The organism is Streptomyces sp. NPDC001714 (genome assembly GCF_042892755.1).
Classification (GTDB): Bacteria; Actinomycetota; Actinomycetes; order Streptomycetales; family Streptomycetaceae; genus Streptomyces.
Genome location: NZ_JBIAUL010000012.1, coordinates 224613 through 239078 on the forward strand (window position 1 = coordinate 224613; position 14466 = coordinate 239078).

Genomic DNA, 14466 nt, shown 5'->3' on the forward strand with positions numbered 1-14466 from the left:
AACGTCGCTGCCATGAGCGCTTTCCTCTATGCCGCGACCCGGACGCCCTTCGGCCGCTTCAACGGCGCGCTGGCCGGCGTCCGCCCCGACGACCTCGCCGCCGCCGCGATCACCTCCACGCTCACGACGGTGCCCGGCCTCGACCCCGCCGCGATAGGCGACGTGGTGTGGGGCAACGCCAACGGCGCCGGGGAGGAGAACCGCAACGTCGGCCGCATGGCGGCGCTGCTCGCCGGCCTCCCGGTGAGCGTGCCCGGCACCACGGTGAACCGCCTGTGCGGCTCCAGCCTCGACGCGGCGATGACGGCCAGCCGGACCATCGAGTCCGGCGACGCCGAGGTGGTGCTGACCGGCGGCGTCGAGTCGATGACACGGGCGCCGTGGGTGCTGCCCAAGCCGGCGAAGCCGTTCCCGGCCGGCGACGTCACCGCGGTCTCCACCACCCTGGGCTGGCGGCTGGTCAACCCGAGGATGCCCAAGGAGTGGACGGTCAGCCTCGGCGAGGCCAACGAGCAGCTCCGGGAGCGCTTCGGCATCTCCCGCGAGCGCCAGGACGAATTCGCCGCCCGGTCCCACCAACTCGCCCACGCCGCCTGGGAATCGGGCTTCTACGACGATCTGGTGGCGCCGGTCGAAGGAGTCGACCTGACGCGCGACGAGGGCATCCGGCCCGGATCGACACCGGAGGTGCTGGCCGGCCTCAAGCCCGTCTTCCGCACACCGGAGCAGGGCGGCACCATCACCGCGGGCAACGCCAGCCCGCTCAACGACGGTGCCTCCGCCGTACTACTGGGCAGCGAGAGGGCCTCGGCCACGATCGGGGCCGACCCGATCGCCCGTATCGCCGGCCGGGGCGTGATGGCACTCGAGCCGCAGGCCTTCGGCTACGCGCCCGTCGAGGCGGCGAACCGGGCGCTGGCCCGGGCCGGGATCGGCTGGGACCAGGTGGGCGCGGTCGAACTCAACGAGGCCTTCGCCGTCCAGTCGCTCGCCTGCGTCGACGCGTGGAAGATCGACCCCGCCCTCGTCAACCAGAAGGGCGGCGCCATCGCGATCGGCCACCCGCTGGGCGCCTCGGGCGGCCGCGTCCTCGCCACGCTGGCCAAGGTGCTGCGCGAGACACGGCAACGCTACGGCGTCGCCGCGATCTGCATCGGCGTCGGCCAGGGACTGGCCGTCGTGCTGGAGAACTGCGACGCCACGGAGGCGACCCGATGAGCCGGGCGGAGATCCTTGAGAGCGCCGACGCCGCGGTCGCCGGAATCGAGGACGGATCCACCGTCCTGGTCGGCGGTTTCGGCCTGGCCGGGATGCCGTTCGACCTGATCGACGCGCTCATTCGGCAGGGGGCGAAGGACCTCACCATCGTGTCGAACAACGCCGGCAACGGCGACGTCGGACTGGCCGCCCTGCTGGCCGCCGGCCGGGTGCGCAAGGTGCTCTGCTCCTTTCCGCGCCAGGCCGACTCCTGGGTCTTCGACGGCCTGTACCGCGAGGGAAGGATCGAGCTGGAGGTCGTGCCGCAGGGCAACCTCGCCGAGCGCATGCGCGCGGCCGGCGCCGGCATCGGCGCCTTCTACTGCCCGACGGCGGTCGGCACACCGCTGGCCGAGGGCAAGGAGGTCCGGGAGATCGACGGCCGTACCTACCTGCTGGAGTACCCGATCAAGGGCGACTACGCGCTGATCGGCGCCCATGTCGCGGACACGCTGGGCAACCTCGTCTACCGCAAGACCGCCCGCAACTTCGGACCGGTCATGGCCACGGCCGCGACGACGACCATCGTCCAGGTCGACCAGGTCGTCGAGCCCGGCAAGCTCGACCCCGAGGCCGTCGTCACCCCGTCCATCTACGTCGACCGGATCGTCCAGGTGACGGCCCGCCACTACACCGTCCAGGGGGCACGATGACCACCATGTCCGCCGATCACCGTCTCTCGATGGACGAACTGGCCGCCGTCATCGCCCGCGACATCCCCGCCGGGTCCTTCGTCAACCTCGGCATCGGGCAGCCCACCAAGATCGCCGACCATCTGCCGGCCGACTCCGCAGTGGTGCTGCACACCGAGAACGGCATGCTCAACATGGGCCCCAAGGCCGAGGGCGAGGCCATCGACCCCGACCTCACCAACGCCGGCAAGGTCCCGGTGACCGAGCTGCCGGGCGCGGCGTACTTCCACCACGCCGACTCCTTCGCCATGATGCGCGGCGGACACCTCGACGTCTGCGTCCTCGGCGCCTACCAGGTCGCCTTCGACGGCGACCTCGCCAACTGGCACACCGGCAAGCCCGACGACATCCCCGCCGTCGGCGGTGCCATGGACCTCGCCATCGGCGCCAAGGACGTCTACGTGATGATGACCCTCTTCACCCGCTCCGGCGAACCCAAGCTCGTGCCGCGGTGCACCTACCCGCTCACCGGCCTCGGCTGCGTCAGTCGCGTGTACACCGACCACGGCGTCTTCGACATCGGCGCGGAAGGAGTACGCATCCGGGAGACGTACGGCACCAGCGCCGACGAACTCGCCCAGCGCCTCGGCATCACGCCGCTTCCGGTCAGGAAGCAGGCGTGAGTCCTGGACCCACGCACGGTCACTGCGGACACCTCGAACGATTCGGGGGCGGCGGCGTCCCTCGCAGGACCGGGTGCCCCGGGGCGCGCCTGCCGACCGCCACGGCGGCCGCGTCGTGACGAGTGGTGCGCGTCTCGATCTGGCGTGGGAGGCCGCGGTGTACGCACCCCTGAGGAAACGGCGGGGTCCCTCACGACGGAGATCATCGCCAGGACCGACTACGGCACCGGTCCGCCCCGGTCGGAGCGCAGAGGCCCCGTCCACCGCTCGGCGGACACCGCCGCGGCCTCGCCGACGGGATGATCCGCGCGCCGACCGTGGAACCGTCAGCCCGGCTTCTCCAGGCCGGCCTGGCCGTCCAGGTAGAAGTCCTCTCCGGCCATGAGGCCGTCGCTGAGCGGGATGACGACGGCCGTCCTCGGCCTGGGCACGAAGATGTCGTCGGCCGTTCCCCCGTCGGGCAGGGGACACTCGCCCCGATCAGCGCCGCACCGGGCAGCCGAAGTCGTGTCCGGCCGTCCCGGGCGATGGCGTCGTCGCTGACGAAGAAGTGCTCGATCTCCACTTCGAGGCCCTCCATCGTCAGCATGCCGCTCTCCATGTTCGCGAGGTAGTTCGCGCGCACCGCGGCCCTGTCGGCGACCCGGCCGCCCTGTTGCTCGATGGCGGCGGGTTCGCCGTAGCAGTGGCAGACGCAGTCCTCCACCAGGGTTTCCATGGCCCGGTCGATGTCGCGGTCGCGCACCTCGGCGACCGAGTGCTCGACGAGCAGGTCGATCATCGCGGCGTGGCGGGGTTGCCGGTCTCCGCCTTCCGCGCTTCGAGGAAGTCGATGAACCTCGCCATGTCCGGCGGGCACGCTTCCGGGCGCGTCGACTCCTCATGGTGTTCGGCAGTGGTCATGGTCTTGTCCTGGGGATCGGTTGCGGGACGGGGCGTCGGTCGCCTCGTCGCAGCGGGGTTCAGGAACCGGCGGTGCCCCGCAGCCGGTCGCGCAGCTCACCGCGGCGGATCTTGCCGGACACCGGCTTGGGCGAGGTGGTCATCAACGTCTCAGCATCCAGGCCGGACTCGTCGAAGCAGCCCAGTTCGTCGGCCGGCAGACACAGAAGTGACAGCACGCACTCCGGCTGCCGGAGGCACATCGCCATTGGAGCGCTCCTCTCCACACCGTCCCATCCTAGGCGTTTCGAAACGGAGCGTCTAGGATGTGAATCACCTCTATCCGCACCTCAGCAATGACATCCTTGCCAGGACTTTCAGCAAGGGGAGCGCGAGAGGCAAGGCGTCACTGAAGGCCTTATTTATACGAGACGATTCGTTTAGGGTAGGTGCACCAAGAGGTAGGCAACGATGCCTGTCACAACGGAAGGACCGGCGCGCATGACCCTCCTGCTCGACGACGCGACCGTTCAGTCGACCTTCGACTGGAACCTCGCCATCACGGCTCTGCGCGAGGCCTACGCGGCCGCCGACGACGACGCCCGCTTCCCGACCCGGGTCATCGCCCGAGGCGGGGGCAACTGGGTCCGGACGCTGAGCGGTGTGTCCGGCGACAGCGGCCTGATGGGCACGAAGACGATCGCAGGCGCCATGGGTCCCCGGCAGTTCTCGTACCTGATCTCGCTCTTCGACCAGTCGTCCGCCGAGCTGGTCGCCCTCCTCGACGGCAACTCGATCACGGGCTACCGGACCGCGGCCACCTCGGCGCTCGCGACCGGGGCGCTCGCCGTGCCGGGCCCCTTGGACGTCTCCGTCATCGGATCCGGTTTCGAGGCCAAGAAGCACGTACGCGCCCTGGCGGCCGTGCGGGACCTCAAGTCCGTGCACGTCCACAGCCCACGGGCCCAGAGCCGCGCCCGCTTCGCCGACGAACTCGCCGATCTCGGCACGACGATCGTCCCCGCCGAATCCCCGCAGGCCGCAATCGCCGGCACCTCCTTGGTGATCTGCGCCGCACGCTCCTACGACGAGACCCCGATCCTGCTCGGCGCATGGCTGGAGCCGGGCATGACCGTGGTCTCCATCGGATCGACGGTGCGTGAACAGCGCGAGGTCGACACCGAGGTGATCAGGCGTGCTGACGTCGTCATCGCCGACGTCGTCGAGGAGGTCCTCCACGACACCGGTGACCTGATCGCCGCGCGGGAGGCGGGCATCGACGTGAGCGACAGGACCAGCTCCCTGGCCTCCCTCGTCGGGGGCTCTGCCCCCGGACGCACCAGCGACCGGCAGATCGTTCTGTACAAGTCCGTCGGCTCGGCGATCCAGGACCTCGCGGTCGCCGCGATGTGCGCCCGCCGCGCCCAGGAAGCCGGGCTCGGCGTCCAACTCCCCATCCGCATCCAGCCGGTCCACAAGTGAGCGACGAGAGACGAGACATGACCACGACCACCGACGCCCGCGTCCTTGACGACCCGGCGCTTCTCCGTACGGCCGCGTATGCCGGCGGACAGTGGATCGACCAGGGCGACTCCGGTCGCTTCGGCGTCCACAACCCCGCGACCGGCGAAAAGCTCGCCGAACTCCCTTCGCTGAGCCGCTCGCAGGTCACCGACGCGATCGACGCCGCGAACCGAGCGCTCCCGGCCTGGCGGGCCCTGTCGGGAAAGCAGCGCGCCCAGATCCTGCGCCGCTGGTTCGACCTCGTCACCGAGCACACGGAGGACCTCGCCCGGCTCATCACCCTCGAAGAGGGCAAGCCGCTCGCGGAGGCCCGGGGCGAGATGACCTACGCGGCCTCCTTCATCGAGTGGTTCGCGGAGGAGGCGAAGCGGATCCGCGGGGACATCTTCCCCGACCCCGACCCCTCGCGCCGGGTCCTGGTCCTCAAGGAGCCCGTCGGCGTCTGTGCCGCCATCACGCCGTGGAACTTCCCCGCGGCGATGATCACCCGCAAGGCGGCGCCTGCCCTCGCCGCCGGCTGCACGATGGTCGTCAAGCCCGCCGAGCAGACCCCGCTCACCGCCCTGGCGCTCGCCGAACTGGCCGAGCGGGCCGGAATCCCGGCGGGCGTGTTCAACGTCGTGACCGGCAAGGCCCGCGAGATCGGCCCCGAGCTGACGGGCAACCCGATCGTGCGCAAGGTGACCTTCACCGGATCGACCGAGGTGGGCCGCCTGCTGATCGCCCAGTCCGCCGAGACCGTGAAGAAGGTCTCCATGGAACTCGGCGGCAACGCCCCCGTCCTGGTCTTCGACGACGCCGATCTCGACGTCGCCGTCTCCGGCGTGCTCGCCGCCAAGTACCGCAACACCGGTCAGGCCTGCATCAGCGCCAACCGGGTCTACGTACAGTCCGGCGTCTACGACCGTTTCGCCGAGGAACTGGCCAAGCGCGTGCGCGAGTTGCCCGTCGGCGACGGTTTCGAACCCGGTGTCCTCCAGGGTCCGCTCATCGACCAGGCGGCCGTCACCAAGGTCGAGGAGCATGTGGCCGACGCGACGGGCCGCGGTGCCCGGATCCTCTGCGGTGGGTCGCGGCACGAGCGGGGCGGACTCTACTTCCAGCCGACGGTCCTGGCCGATGTCGTTCCGGGCATGGTGATCACTCGCGAGGAGACCTTCGGTCCGGTCACGCCGTTGATCCGGTTCACCGACGAGAGCGACGCCGTGGCCATGGCCAACGACACCGAGTTCGGACTCGCCGCCTACCTCTACAGCCGGGACGCCGAGCGCATCTGGCGGGTCGCGGCGGCGATAGAGGCTGGGATGATCGGCATCAACTCGGGACTGATCTCCAACGAGGTGGCACCCTTCGGCGGCATCAAGCAGTCGGGCATCGGCCGTGAGGGCTCCGTCTACGGCATCGACGAGTACATGGAGATGAAGTACCTGTCCTGGGAAGGTGCCGGCCCGATGTGAGCCGCCCCTCCCCCACCCACGTAGGCGACCCATGACCTGAAAGGAAGCAGCACCATGCCCGCATACGGCCGCGCGGAAGCCCGCGCCTGGGCGCGCGAGAAGCTCGTCGGCGCCGTCAACTGCACCATTCCGTCGTTCACGAACGACCTCCTCGGCATCAACGAGCAGGCCGTCCGGCACGACATCCGGCTGGCCAAGGAACACGGGTTCATCGGCACGCTCGGTGTCTCGGAGATCAGCATCACCCTGCCGGAGTACCTGGACTTCCTTCGCATCTCCAAGGACGAGGCCGGCGAGGACTTCCATGTCGTCCACCACGCGAGCTGGAACAACCTCGAGCAGAACCTGGAAGCGGTGCGCGGCGCCGAGGAGGCAGGCGCCGACCTCGTGCTGCTGGCGTACCCGCCGAACTTCTACCCCGAGTCCGAGCAGGAGGTCTACGACTACACCAAGGCCGTCTGCGAGGCCACCAGCCTCGGCATCATCCTGTTCCCGATGACGATCTGGAACTTCTCCGCCCGGATCCACCCTTCCGACATCCCGACCCGGCTCATCCGTCGCCTCATCGACGACATCCCCAACCTGGCGGTGATCAAGACCGAGGGCGGCTTCCCGAACATCCAGAGCGCCGTCGAGTGCAACCGGCTCTTCGGAGACGAGGTCGTCATCTCCGTACCGATCGAAGCCGACCTGATCCCGCTGTCGCAGATCATGCCCATCCAGCTCTCGGCCACCAGTGACCACGAGTACTACGGCCCGATGATTCCCCGGGTGATGGAGCTGCTGCGCGAGGGCAAGTACGACGACGCCACGCAGATCTTCTGGCAGCTGCACCCGGCGCGGAAGACCAAGGCCGCCCTCTTCCAGGGCCTGCACGGCGGGTCCGTGCTCAACCGGATGGCCTGGAAGTTCCAGGGCTGGCTCCAGGGGTACAACGGCGGTCCCTTGCGGCAGCCCACGATGCGTCTCCAGGACGGCCAGATGGCAGCGCTGCGCAAGGGCCTGGTCGACGCCGGCCTCGAGCCGAGCATGGATCCCTTCCGGGAGTTCTTCATCGGCAGAAACCCCGCCTGACACTCATCGAGGCCCAGGCATGCAGCCGTCGTTCAGCGGCCGGTGACCTCGATGTAGGTGGAGCCGCTGACCGGGCGGTGGCCGTAGGTGCCGGTGATGGCGGCGTTGCCTTCATAGCGGGGCCCGGTGGTGGGGAGTTCCTGGTCCTCGGCGTAAACGGTGACGTCCAGCTTGGCGTGCTCGCCCGGGATGGTGACCTTCCAGCGCGTGGGATAGCTCCTCCCGGTGGTCGGACTGGTCCAGAGGGTGGTGGTGTCAGGCGTGAGGGTCGCCTCGGCCAGGGTCTGCGTACCGTCGGGCTTCAGGACGGTCGCGAAGTTGTTCTGCTTGTCGTACGTCCTGTTCCAGACGCTGATCCGGTCGCCGTTGGAGAGGCTGAGGTTCATCCAGGACCACGATCGCGACGCCTGGCCCGCGGTCAGGGCGGGGAGAGGTCCCCACTGGCGGTCGAACCAGGACTGCCCCTCGGCGTGCACGGTGCGGGCAGTTGCGCACCGATGCCGGGCTCTCCCACGTGCAGTACGCCATCCTGTCCCACCTCGCCGGCGCACCGGACAGGTCGATGCGGATGCTGGCGCTCGCCGAAACACTGGCGGTCACCAAGAGCGGTCTGACCTACCAGATCGCGCAGTTGGAGAAGGAGGGCCTGGTCAGTCGCAGGGCCTGTGCCACCGATGACCGCGGAGTGATCGCCACGATCACTCCGCTCGGCATCGAGTTGGTGGACCGTGCTGCGCCCGGCCATGTCAGCCTGGTCCGCGAGCTGGTGATCGAGGCCCTCACCGATGAGCAGTTGGACGTCCTGGCGGAAGGCTTCGCCGGCATCCAACGCCGGATCGTCGAGCGCAAGATATAGCGCACAGACAGGTTCGCTGCGGACTGCGAAAGCGGAGTCCTGTCAGCCACCGGGGGCTGGCCTCACGCTGGTCCGCTGATGCGATGGAGAGTGGGTCAGACCCGGTCGTTGAGCCGGCGCTGTCGGCCGTACGCGGTGACGACCACCAGCAGCGCGAGACCGTAGAGGATGCGGTTGTCACCCTCCCCGAAGCCCTGGCCGGCGAGAATCGTCGTGAGCTCGGTGAGCACCAGCGCCCCGAGCACGGTGCGGGTGTAGCTGCCGCGGGCCGTGCCGATCATGGTGCCGCCGACCACGACCGCGGCGATGCCGGAGAAGAGATACGGGTCGCCCGAGTTCGGCGTCGCGCCGCTCGCGAAGCCGGCGACGAGCATGCCGACCAAGCCCGCGAACGCGCCGGCGAAGGCGAAGACCAGGACCCGGACCCGACCCACGTCGATCATCATGAGTGCCGCCGCGCGGGGGTTGGCGCCAGTGGCGTAGAGCTGCCGGCCGACGCGGGTGCGCGCCAGCACGATGCCCAGGACGAGCGAGACCACCACCCACATCACGACGACCGGGGGCACCTGCAGCCCGAAGGTCGAGCCGGCGACGGAGGTCCACTGCGACAGCACGGCGGGCGGTGGGTCGACGATCTTGCCGCCGGTGACGATGAGGATCCCGCTGACCAGGATCGAGTACATGCCCAGGGTCACCACGAGCGGCTGGACGGCGAAGCGCTGGCACACCCAGCCGCTCGCCGCACCCGCGAGACCGGTCAGAGCGACGACCACCGCGGCGGTCGCGGCCAGCGACCAGTGGTGCTTTCCGGCAAGCTGGGCGGCCGCGACCGCACCGACGGACAGGTAGCCGGCCACCGCGAGGTCCAGGCCGCCGACGAGCACGACGAGGGTCTGGCCGACCGACGCCAGGCCCAGCAGGCTCGCCAGGACGAGCATCGACATGACCGCCGAATGCTCGGTGAATCCGGGTACTCCCACCGCGCCCCAGCCGAACACCGCGAGGACGGCCACGAGTTGGAACACCGGAATCCGCTGCTGGGTCGCGGTGAACGCGCGCCACAGCGCCCGGACCCCGCCCGGTGCGTCCGGCGCCTCCGGACGCTCGTGCGCGAGGGTGTTCGGCGCACTGCTGGTGCTGCTCATGCGGACACCTCTTTCTTGCCGCGGGCGAGCGTCGCGCCGAGGACCACACCGAGGACGAGCAGCACGCCGTACGCCAGCTGCACGTAGTTGGACGAAGCGCCCGTTGCGGAGAGCAGTTCCTGCAGGAGGAAGATCCCGCAGGCGCCCAGGAACGAGCCCAGCACTCCCCCGCTGCCGCCGGCGAGCGAGGTGCCGCCCAGCGAGACCGCGGCGAGCGCGACGAGGGCGTAGGTCGTGCCGAGCGACGAGTCGGAGGACTGGATGAGCGCCGTCAGCGCGACCCCGCCGATCGCGGCGAACAGACCCGCGACGGCGTAGGCGCCGATGCGTACGGCGGTGACGTTGACACCCGCCGAGAACGACGCGGCGTCGTCTCCGCCGACGGCGTAGAGGTTGCGTAGGAAGGCAGTTCGCCGCAGGGCGAGCCACAGCACCGCCGGAGCGGCCATCGTCAGCAGCGCGCCCGGGAACCAGCCTCCGATCAGGTCGGCGAGGCCGGTCGTCCAGTTCCGCCCGAGGTCCGTCGGCGTGGCGGCGATCTTCAGTGCGATCCCCGTCAGGATGAACAGCGAGCCGAGTGTCGTGATGACCGGATCGAGCCTGACCACCGCCACCAGTACACCGTTGACGGCGCCGGCCACGAGGCCGAGGAGCAGAAGCAGCGGGATCGCCACGAACGGACCGCCGAGCCCGTGCGGCATGAGCACGGACACCAGGAGGCAGTTGACGACGGTCGCCAGCGGACCGACGGAGAGGTCGACCCCGCCGCCGCCGAGCACCGGTGGTGTCGACGCCATGCCGAGGATCGCGAACGGCGCGAGCGTGCCGAGCAGTGCCGGCCATTGGGCGGGGTCGAGGAACGAGGGCCGGACCACGGCGTTCGCGATCACGAGGACCACGACGAGCACGAGTACGAAGGCGTACGGGCGGGCGCGGAACAGGGAGAGGTGTCTAGTCATCGGTACGGTCCTTGTGGCCGAAGTAGGCGCCGACGAGCGCCGACCTGCTGAGCGAGGAGCGGGGGATCTCGGCGACCACGGCCGACTCGCGGAAGACGATGACACGGTCCATGAGTTCGAGCAGTTCGTCGACCTCGCTGGAGAGCATCACGACGGCGAGTCCCTCGGCGCACAGTCCGCGCAGCACGGCGTAGAGGTCGCGCTTGGCCTTGAGGTCCACACCGCGGGTCGGATCGTTGAGCAGCAGCACCGTCGGCTCGGAGGCCAGCCACCGTGCGATGACGACCTTCTGCTGGTTGCCGCCGCTCAGGGTGGAGATCGAGTCGCCGTGCGAACGCATCGCCAGTCGCAGGCGCTCGGCGTGGCGGCGCAGGCGGGCGAGGGTGCGCGCGGGCCGGACCAGGCCGGCCCGGGTGTCCCGGCGCAGGGTGGGCAGGCCGAAGTTCTCCCGGATGGAGAGGTGTTCGAGCATCGCCTCCCCGCGCCGCTCCCGCGGCACGTAGACGACGCCGTGCTTGTAGGCGTCCTCCGGTCCGGTGACGCGGTGCCGCGTCTCGTCCACGACCCGGCTGACCGTTCCGGACTGCGTCGGCACGCCGCGCAGCGCGTGGAGGAAGCGGTCCTGCCCCTGGCCTTCGAGTCCGACCAGCCCGACGAGTTCGCCCGCCCGTACCGACAGGTCCACGGGCGCGGCGGCCGGTGTGAGGCGGACCTGCTCGGCTTCGAGCACCACCGGACCGAACTCCCGGGTGTCTTCAATCTCGGCGGCCGACTCACGGACCTCGCCGCCGGTCATGTCGCGGATGAGGTCCGGGACCGAGGACCGCGCCACCGGTGTCCGTTCGGTGACCGTCGCGCCGGAGCGGAAGACCGTGATGACGTCGGTGATCGTGAAGATCTCGTCCATCCGGTGCGAGATGAACAGCACGCTCGTGCCGGCGGCGGTGAGCTCGCGGACCACCTCGAACAGACGGTCGCGCGAGTCGAGGTCGAGGGCGGATGTGGACTCGTCGAGGATCAGGATGCGCGGATCGGTGACGAGTGCACGGGCGATGCAGCACAACTGGCGCTGCGAAAGCGAGAGTTCACCTGCGGGCCGGTCGAGGTCGATCGGCGTGTCCGCGAGGCGGCCCAGGACCTCCTCGGCGCGTCGGCGCCGCTCGGCCTTCGGCACGGTCTGACGGATCACTCCGTCGGTACCGAGCCAGACGTTGTCGAGGACGGAGCGGCTCGCCACGGTGAGCACCTCCTGGAACACCGTGGCGATGCCGAGGTCCCGCGCGTGCCGGGGCGAGGTGATCCGGCCGATCGGCGTGCCGTCGACGGCGAGGGTGCCACCGTCCATGGTGTGCACCCCCGACAGGATCTTGACGAGTGTGCTCTTGCCGCTGCCGTTCTCACCGATCACCGTGTGCACTTCGCCCGGCTCGAGACGCAGCGTGCCGGAGGTGAGCGCCCGGGTAGCGCCGAACGACTTCGTGACCCCGACCGCCTCGATCCGCATCGCCTCACCCGTTGTCGGTGTCCGCGCGGCCGCCGGCCCTTCGGCCTCGGCCGTGCGAGGTGTGCCTGCCGTCGTCATCGCGCGCTCTTGGTGAAGAAGTTCGCGATGTAGGAGTCCGACATGAAGTCGTCGCCCGGACGCGCCGCCTCACCCGTGGTCGTGGTGGTCCAGCCCTTCTGGTAGATCCCGTCGAGGTCGCCGTTGGTGATGTAGTCCGGCTGCGTGATGATCTGGTTCGTCTTCGGCCCGTCGCCGGCGAGCATCATCAACGCCACCTTGCCGATGGCCGTGCCGATCGCCTTGTTGGGCGTCCCGGTGCCGAACTCCTGGTAGCTCGACGCGTTCTTGTGCGCGTAGGCGATCGTGCCCCGGGTCGAGCCGAGGTCCGAGAGCGGCGGCGCCTGCTTGCCCAGCTGCTGGAAGGCGTTGATCACGCCGAGGCCCATGTTGCCGGACTGCAGGACTCCGTTCACGCCCGCCGGGTGCGTCGACAGGAACTGCAGCACCGCTGACTTCGTCGTCGCGTTGACGTAGCCGCCCGTCACCTCACCGGCGACCTTGATGTCCGGGCAGAGCGCGAGGGCGGCCTTGAAGCCGGCCATGGCGTCCGCGTCCTGCTGGACGCCGGGGATGCCGTGCACGAGGAGGACGGATCCCTTGCCGCCCATCGACTGGACGACCTTGGCCGCCGTCGTCGCCGCCTGCAGCCAGTTGTTCAACCCGACGTTCACCGCGGCTGCCGTGGGTGTGGTGGTCCACCCCGAGACGACGGGGATGCCCGCCTTGGCGGCCGCGTCGATGACCTGGGCCGAGGGGCCCGGGGCGATGGGCTGCGCGATGATCAGGTCGGGTTTGTCGGCGATGAGCTGGTTGATCTGCTGCAGCTGGCCCGGCACGTCGGCCGGGGAGGTCGGTGCGAGCACCTTGGTGATGGTGACCTTCCCGCTCGCGGTGAGGATCTTCTTGACCCCGTCGACCGTCTCGGCCTGGAAGGTGTTGATCGGCGGCGGCCAGGAGATCGCGACCTTGTAGGGGGCGGGGTGCGACGGCTTCCAGTTCTTCCAGGCCGAGGCCTCGATCGGCTGGGTGAAGCCGTTGTAGTTCGCCGCGGCCGAACCTCCGAGTGCGGAGAGGACGCCCGAGCTGTCCTTGGGAGCCTTCTGCGGTACCGATCCGCACTTGCCGGGGGCTACGCTCTCGGGCGCCTTGGCACTCGTGGTGCTCGTGGAGTTCGAGCCTGCGCAGGCCGCGAGCGACGTCATCGCGGTGGCGAGTGCGGCGAGGGCGAGAACGCGGCGCTTGGCGCGTCCACTGGATCTGACCATTGCTCTTTCCATTCTTGTCGCTCAGACATCGGTCGGTGCGCGTCGCCTGAACAGGGGGCTGAAGCAACCGGGGAACGGCGTCTGGTATCCAACTGATCGCCGCGAGCCATCTCTCGCGGACGTGCGGAGGACGGCTTGCTGACTAGCTGAGGCGCTCCAGGACGAGGGCCATGCCCTGGCCACCGCCGACGCACATGGTCTCCACCCCGAGATGGGCGTCGAGCGTTCGAAGCCCGTTGAGCTCGGGGTCGGCACCCACCGAGCCGAACTGACGGTACCGGGAGACACACTCGACGCCCGTGCTGACGACTACGTCGCCCTCGCCGACCCTGATGGCGTGCAAGGCCGTACGGATGGTCTGCAACGAGGAGGAGCGGAACCGGTTGACGGTGGCGGCGGGAACGGTGTCCGGCTGGACGGCGACCCGCCGGGCGAGGTTGCCGCCGTGCTCCCCCTGCGGTTCTGCGCACCCCAGGTGGAGATCGTCGATCTTCGCCGGGTCGAGTTCGGGCACCTGCTCCAGGGGACGGACAGCGACGACTGCGAGCTCGTCGGGACGGATGCCCTTCAACTCACCCTTGAACGCACATCCGGCGGGAGTGCGCGCGGCAGCGACGACAACGGCCTCAGGCATATGAGTGGGCCCTTCGCGGCGGATTGAGGGGATGCACTGGCGACCCGGGTATCCCGGGAAACCAAATCGCCTTGGACCGCCGAGCGTGTGCCGGGGACAAGGACACAGGTGGGGACGGGACCGCTTGCTAAACGGTCCGTTTCGCGTCGAACCATAGACCCGAAAGTGGCCCACCGGAAGACCTCGCACATCGCTTAGACGTGATGTTGAAGCGCGGTTCCGCATACGCGAGCGACACCCTGTTCGTCACGTCAAAAGTACTAGACGTTTCGTTTCGGACGTCCTACCGTGTGCGCACCTCTGTGGAGAGGAGCACCCGGACGAAGGCCGAGTCCACAGTGGTGATGGGCCACGAATCGCCGGCCCCGCGGCGGATTCGAGGACCTGGTCCCGCACGCCGCACGATCCGGCCCTCCAACCGCGGGCGGCACATTCCATCCCCCGCGCGTGGAAGTGATCACCACTCCTGGAGTCACATGGCCAACGACTGTGAAGTCATCGTTGCCTTCGGCGGTCCCGTCGGCGTGCTCGCGC

Annotated in this window: 14 protein-coding genes and 1 pseudogene; 7 read left to right on the forward strand and 8 right to left on the reverse strand. The window is 69.4% G+C overall.

What is annotated here, in order from left to right; all coding sequences use genetic code 11:
• Nucleotides 1-12: 12 nt before the first annotated feature.
• Genes ACFY0P_RS29760 through ACFY0P_RS29770 form a run of 3 tightly spaced genes read left to right on the forward strand, consistent with a single transcriptional unit; the run spans nucleotide 13 to nucleotide 2572 of the window.
• Nucleotides 13-1218 carry a thiolase family protein gene (locus ACFY0P_RS29760; protein ID WP_388919658.1) on the forward strand — a complete coding sequence of 402 codons (1206 nt, stop codon included), beginning with the start codon at nucleotides 13-15 and terminating at the stop codon, nucleotides 1216-1218.
• Nucleotides 1215-1910: a 3-oxoacid CoA-transferase subunit A gene (locus tag ACFY0P_RS29765; protein WP_388919661.1), complete on the forward strand. Its 696-nt coding sequence runs from the start codon at nucleotides 1215-1217 to the stop codon at nucleotides 1908-1910. The genes ACFY0P_RS29760 and ACFY0P_RS29765 overlap by 4 nt, the downstream gene beginning before the upstream one ends.
• Complete coding sequence (locus tag ACFY0P_RS29770) at nucleotides 1907-2572, forward strand: 3-oxoacid CoA-transferase subunit B (RefSeq protein WP_388919664.1); 666 nt, start codon at nucleotides 1907-1909, stop codon at nucleotides 2570-2572. Before ACFY0P_RS29765 ends, ACFY0P_RS29770 begins: the two co-directional genes overlap by 4 nt.
• Nucleotides 2573-3349: 777 nt before the next feature.
• Here ACFY0P_RS29770 and ACFY0P_RS29775 read toward each other — a convergent pair.
• Nucleotides 3350-3475, reverse strand: coding sequence for a hypothetical protein (locus tag ACFY0P_RS29775; RefSeq protein WP_388919667.1), 126 nt, complete (start codon nucleotides 3473-3475; stop codon nucleotides 3350-3352).
• A 59-nt stretch (nucleotides 3476-3534) separates the two neighbouring features.
• Nucleotides 3535-3723 (reverse strand): hypothetical protein, encoded by a 189-nt coding sequence (locus ACFY0P_RS29780; RefSeq protein ID WP_388919670.1) that lies wholly within the window; start codon nucleotides 3721-3723, stop codon nucleotides 3535-3537.
• Nucleotides 3724-3955: 232 nt separating this feature from the next.
• On the opposite strand from ACFY0P_RS29780, the gene ACFY0P_RS29785 reads away from it, so the two are divergent.
• The 3 genes from ACFY0P_RS29785 to ACFY0P_RS29795 are packed head-to-tail and all read left to right on the forward strand — an operon-like array spanning nucleotide 3956 to nucleotide 7509.
• On the forward strand, nucleotides 3956-4936 hold the full coding sequence (locus ACFY0P_RS29785) for an ornithine cyclodeaminase family protein (RefSeq protein WP_388919673.1): 981 nt from the start codon (nucleotides 3956-3958) through the stop codon (nucleotides 4934-4936).
• A gap of 17 nt (nucleotides 4937-4953) precedes the next feature.
• A complete protein-coding gene (locus tag ACFY0P_RS29790) occupies nucleotides 4954-6435 on the forward strand; it encodes an NAD-dependent succinate-semialdehyde dehydrogenase (RefSeq protein WP_388919676.1) in 1482 nt (493 codons plus the stop codon).
• A gap of 54 nt (nucleotides 6436-6489) precedes the next feature.
• Nucleotides 6490-7509, forward strand: a complete 1020-nt coding sequence (locus ACFY0P_RS29795) for a dihydrodipicolinate synthase family protein (RefSeq protein ID WP_388919679.1) — start codon at nucleotides 6490-6492, stop codon at nucleotides 7507-7509.
• A gap of 32 nt (nucleotides 7510-7541) precedes the next feature.
• Here ACFY0P_RS29795 and ACFY0P_RS29800 read toward each other — a convergent pair whose 3' ends face one another.
• A complete protein-coding gene (locus tag ACFY0P_RS29800) occupies nucleotides 7542-8099 on the reverse strand; it encodes a lipocalin family protein (RefSeq protein WP_388919682.1) in 558 nt (185 codons plus the stop codon).
• On the opposite strand from ACFY0P_RS29800, the gene ACFY0P_RS29805 reads away from it, so the two are divergent.
• Nucleotides 7997-8365 carry a MarR family winged helix-turn-helix transcriptional regulator gene (locus tag ACFY0P_RS29805; RefSeq protein WP_388919685.1) on the forward strand — a complete coding sequence of 123 codons (369 nt, stop codon included), beginning with the start codon at nucleotides 7997-7999 and terminating at the stop codon, nucleotides 8363-8365. The two genes, ACFY0P_RS29800 and ACFY0P_RS29805, sit on opposite strands and share 103 nt — an antisense overlap.
• Before the next feature lie 95 nt (nucleotides 8366-8460).
• Here ACFY0P_RS29805 and ACFY0P_RS29810 read toward each other — a convergent pair whose 3' ends face one another.
• From ACFY0P_RS29810 to ACFY0P_RS29830, 5 genes and pseudogenes are all read right to left on the reverse strand, one after another.
• Nucleotides 8461-9510, reverse strand: coding sequence for an ABC transporter permease (locus ACFY0P_RS29810; protein ID WP_388919688.1), 1050 nt, complete (start codon nucleotides 9508-9510; stop codon nucleotides 8461-8463).
• Nucleotides 9507-10469: an ABC transporter permease gene (locus ACFY0P_RS29815; protein WP_388919691.1), complete on the reverse strand. Its 963-nt coding sequence runs from the start codon at nucleotides 10467-10469 to the stop codon at nucleotides 9507-9509. Before ACFY0P_RS29815 ends, ACFY0P_RS29810 begins: the two co-directional genes overlap by 4 nt.
• Nucleotides 10462-12051: a sugar ABC transporter ATP-binding protein gene (locus tag ACFY0P_RS29820; protein WP_388919694.1), complete on the reverse strand. Its 1590-nt coding sequence runs from the start codon at nucleotides 12049-12051 to the stop codon at nucleotides 10462-10464. The genes ACFY0P_RS29815 and ACFY0P_RS29820 overlap by 8 nt, the downstream gene beginning before the upstream one ends.
• On the reverse strand, nucleotides 12048-13298 hold the full coding sequence (locus ACFY0P_RS29825) for a substrate-binding domain-containing protein (protein ID WP_388919697.1): 1251 nt from the start codon (nucleotides 13296-13298) through the stop codon (nucleotides 12048-12050). The genes ACFY0P_RS29820 and ACFY0P_RS29825 overlap by 4 nt, the downstream gene beginning before the upstream one ends.
• A 277-nt stretch (nucleotides 13299-13575) precedes the next feature.
• Nucleotides 13576-13932: pseudogene (locus ACFY0P_RS29830) on the reverse strand (acetyl-CoA C-acyltransferase); the annotation flags it as partial.
• Nucleotides 13933-14466 lie beyond the last annotated feature (534 nt).

Bases quoted from the DNA above. Each gene is read 5' to 3' on its own strand.
- ACFY0P_RS29760 (WP_388919658.1), top strand. From the start codon at position 13: ATGAGCGCTTTCCTCTATGCCGCGACCCGGACGCCCTTCGGCCGCTTC.
- ACFY0P_RS29765 (WP_388919661.1), top strand. From the start codon at position 1,215: ATGAGCCGGGCGGAGATCCTTGAGAGCGCCGACGCCGCGGTCGCCGGA.
- ACFY0P_RS29770 (WP_388919664.1), top strand. From the start codon at position 1,907: ATGACCACCATGTCCGCCGATCACCGTCTCTCGATGGACGAACTGGCC.
- ACFY0P_RS29775 (WP_388919667.1), bottom strand. From the start codon at position 3,475: ATGACCACTGCCGAACACCATGAGGAGTCGACGCGCCCGGAAGCGTGC.
- ACFY0P_RS29780 (WP_388919670.1), bottom strand. From the start codon at position 3,723: ATGGCGATGTGCCTCCGGCAGCCGGAGTGCGTGCTGTCACTTCTGTGT.
- ACFY0P_RS29785 (WP_388919673.1), top strand. From the start codon at position 3,956: ATGACCCTCCTGCTCGACGACGCGACCGTTCAGTCGACCTTCGACTGG.
- ACFY0P_RS29790 (WP_388919676.1), top strand. From the start codon at position 4,954: ATGACCACGACCACCGACGCCCGCGTCCTTGACGACCCGGCGCTTCTC.
- ACFY0P_RS29795 (WP_388919679.1), top strand. From the start codon at position 6,490: ATGCCCGCATACGGCCGCGCGGAAGCCCGCGCCTGGGCGCGCGAGAAG.
- ACFY0P_RS29810 (WP_388919688.1), bottom strand. From the start codon at position 9,510: ATGAGCAGCACCAGCAGTGCGCCGAACACCCTCGCGCACGAGCGTCCG.
- ACFY0P_RS29815 (WP_388919691.1), bottom strand. From the start codon at position 10,469: ATGACTAGACACCTCTCCCTGTTCCGCGCCCGCCCGTACGCCTTCGTA.
- ACFY0P_RS29820 (WP_388919694.1), bottom strand. From the start codon at position 12,051: ATGACGACGGCAGGCACACCTCGCACGGCCGAGGCCGAAGGGCCGGCG.
- ACFY0P_RS29825 (WP_388919697.1), bottom strand. From the start codon at position 13,298: ATGGTCAGATCCAGTGGACGCGCCAAGCGCCGCGTTCTCGCCCTCGCC.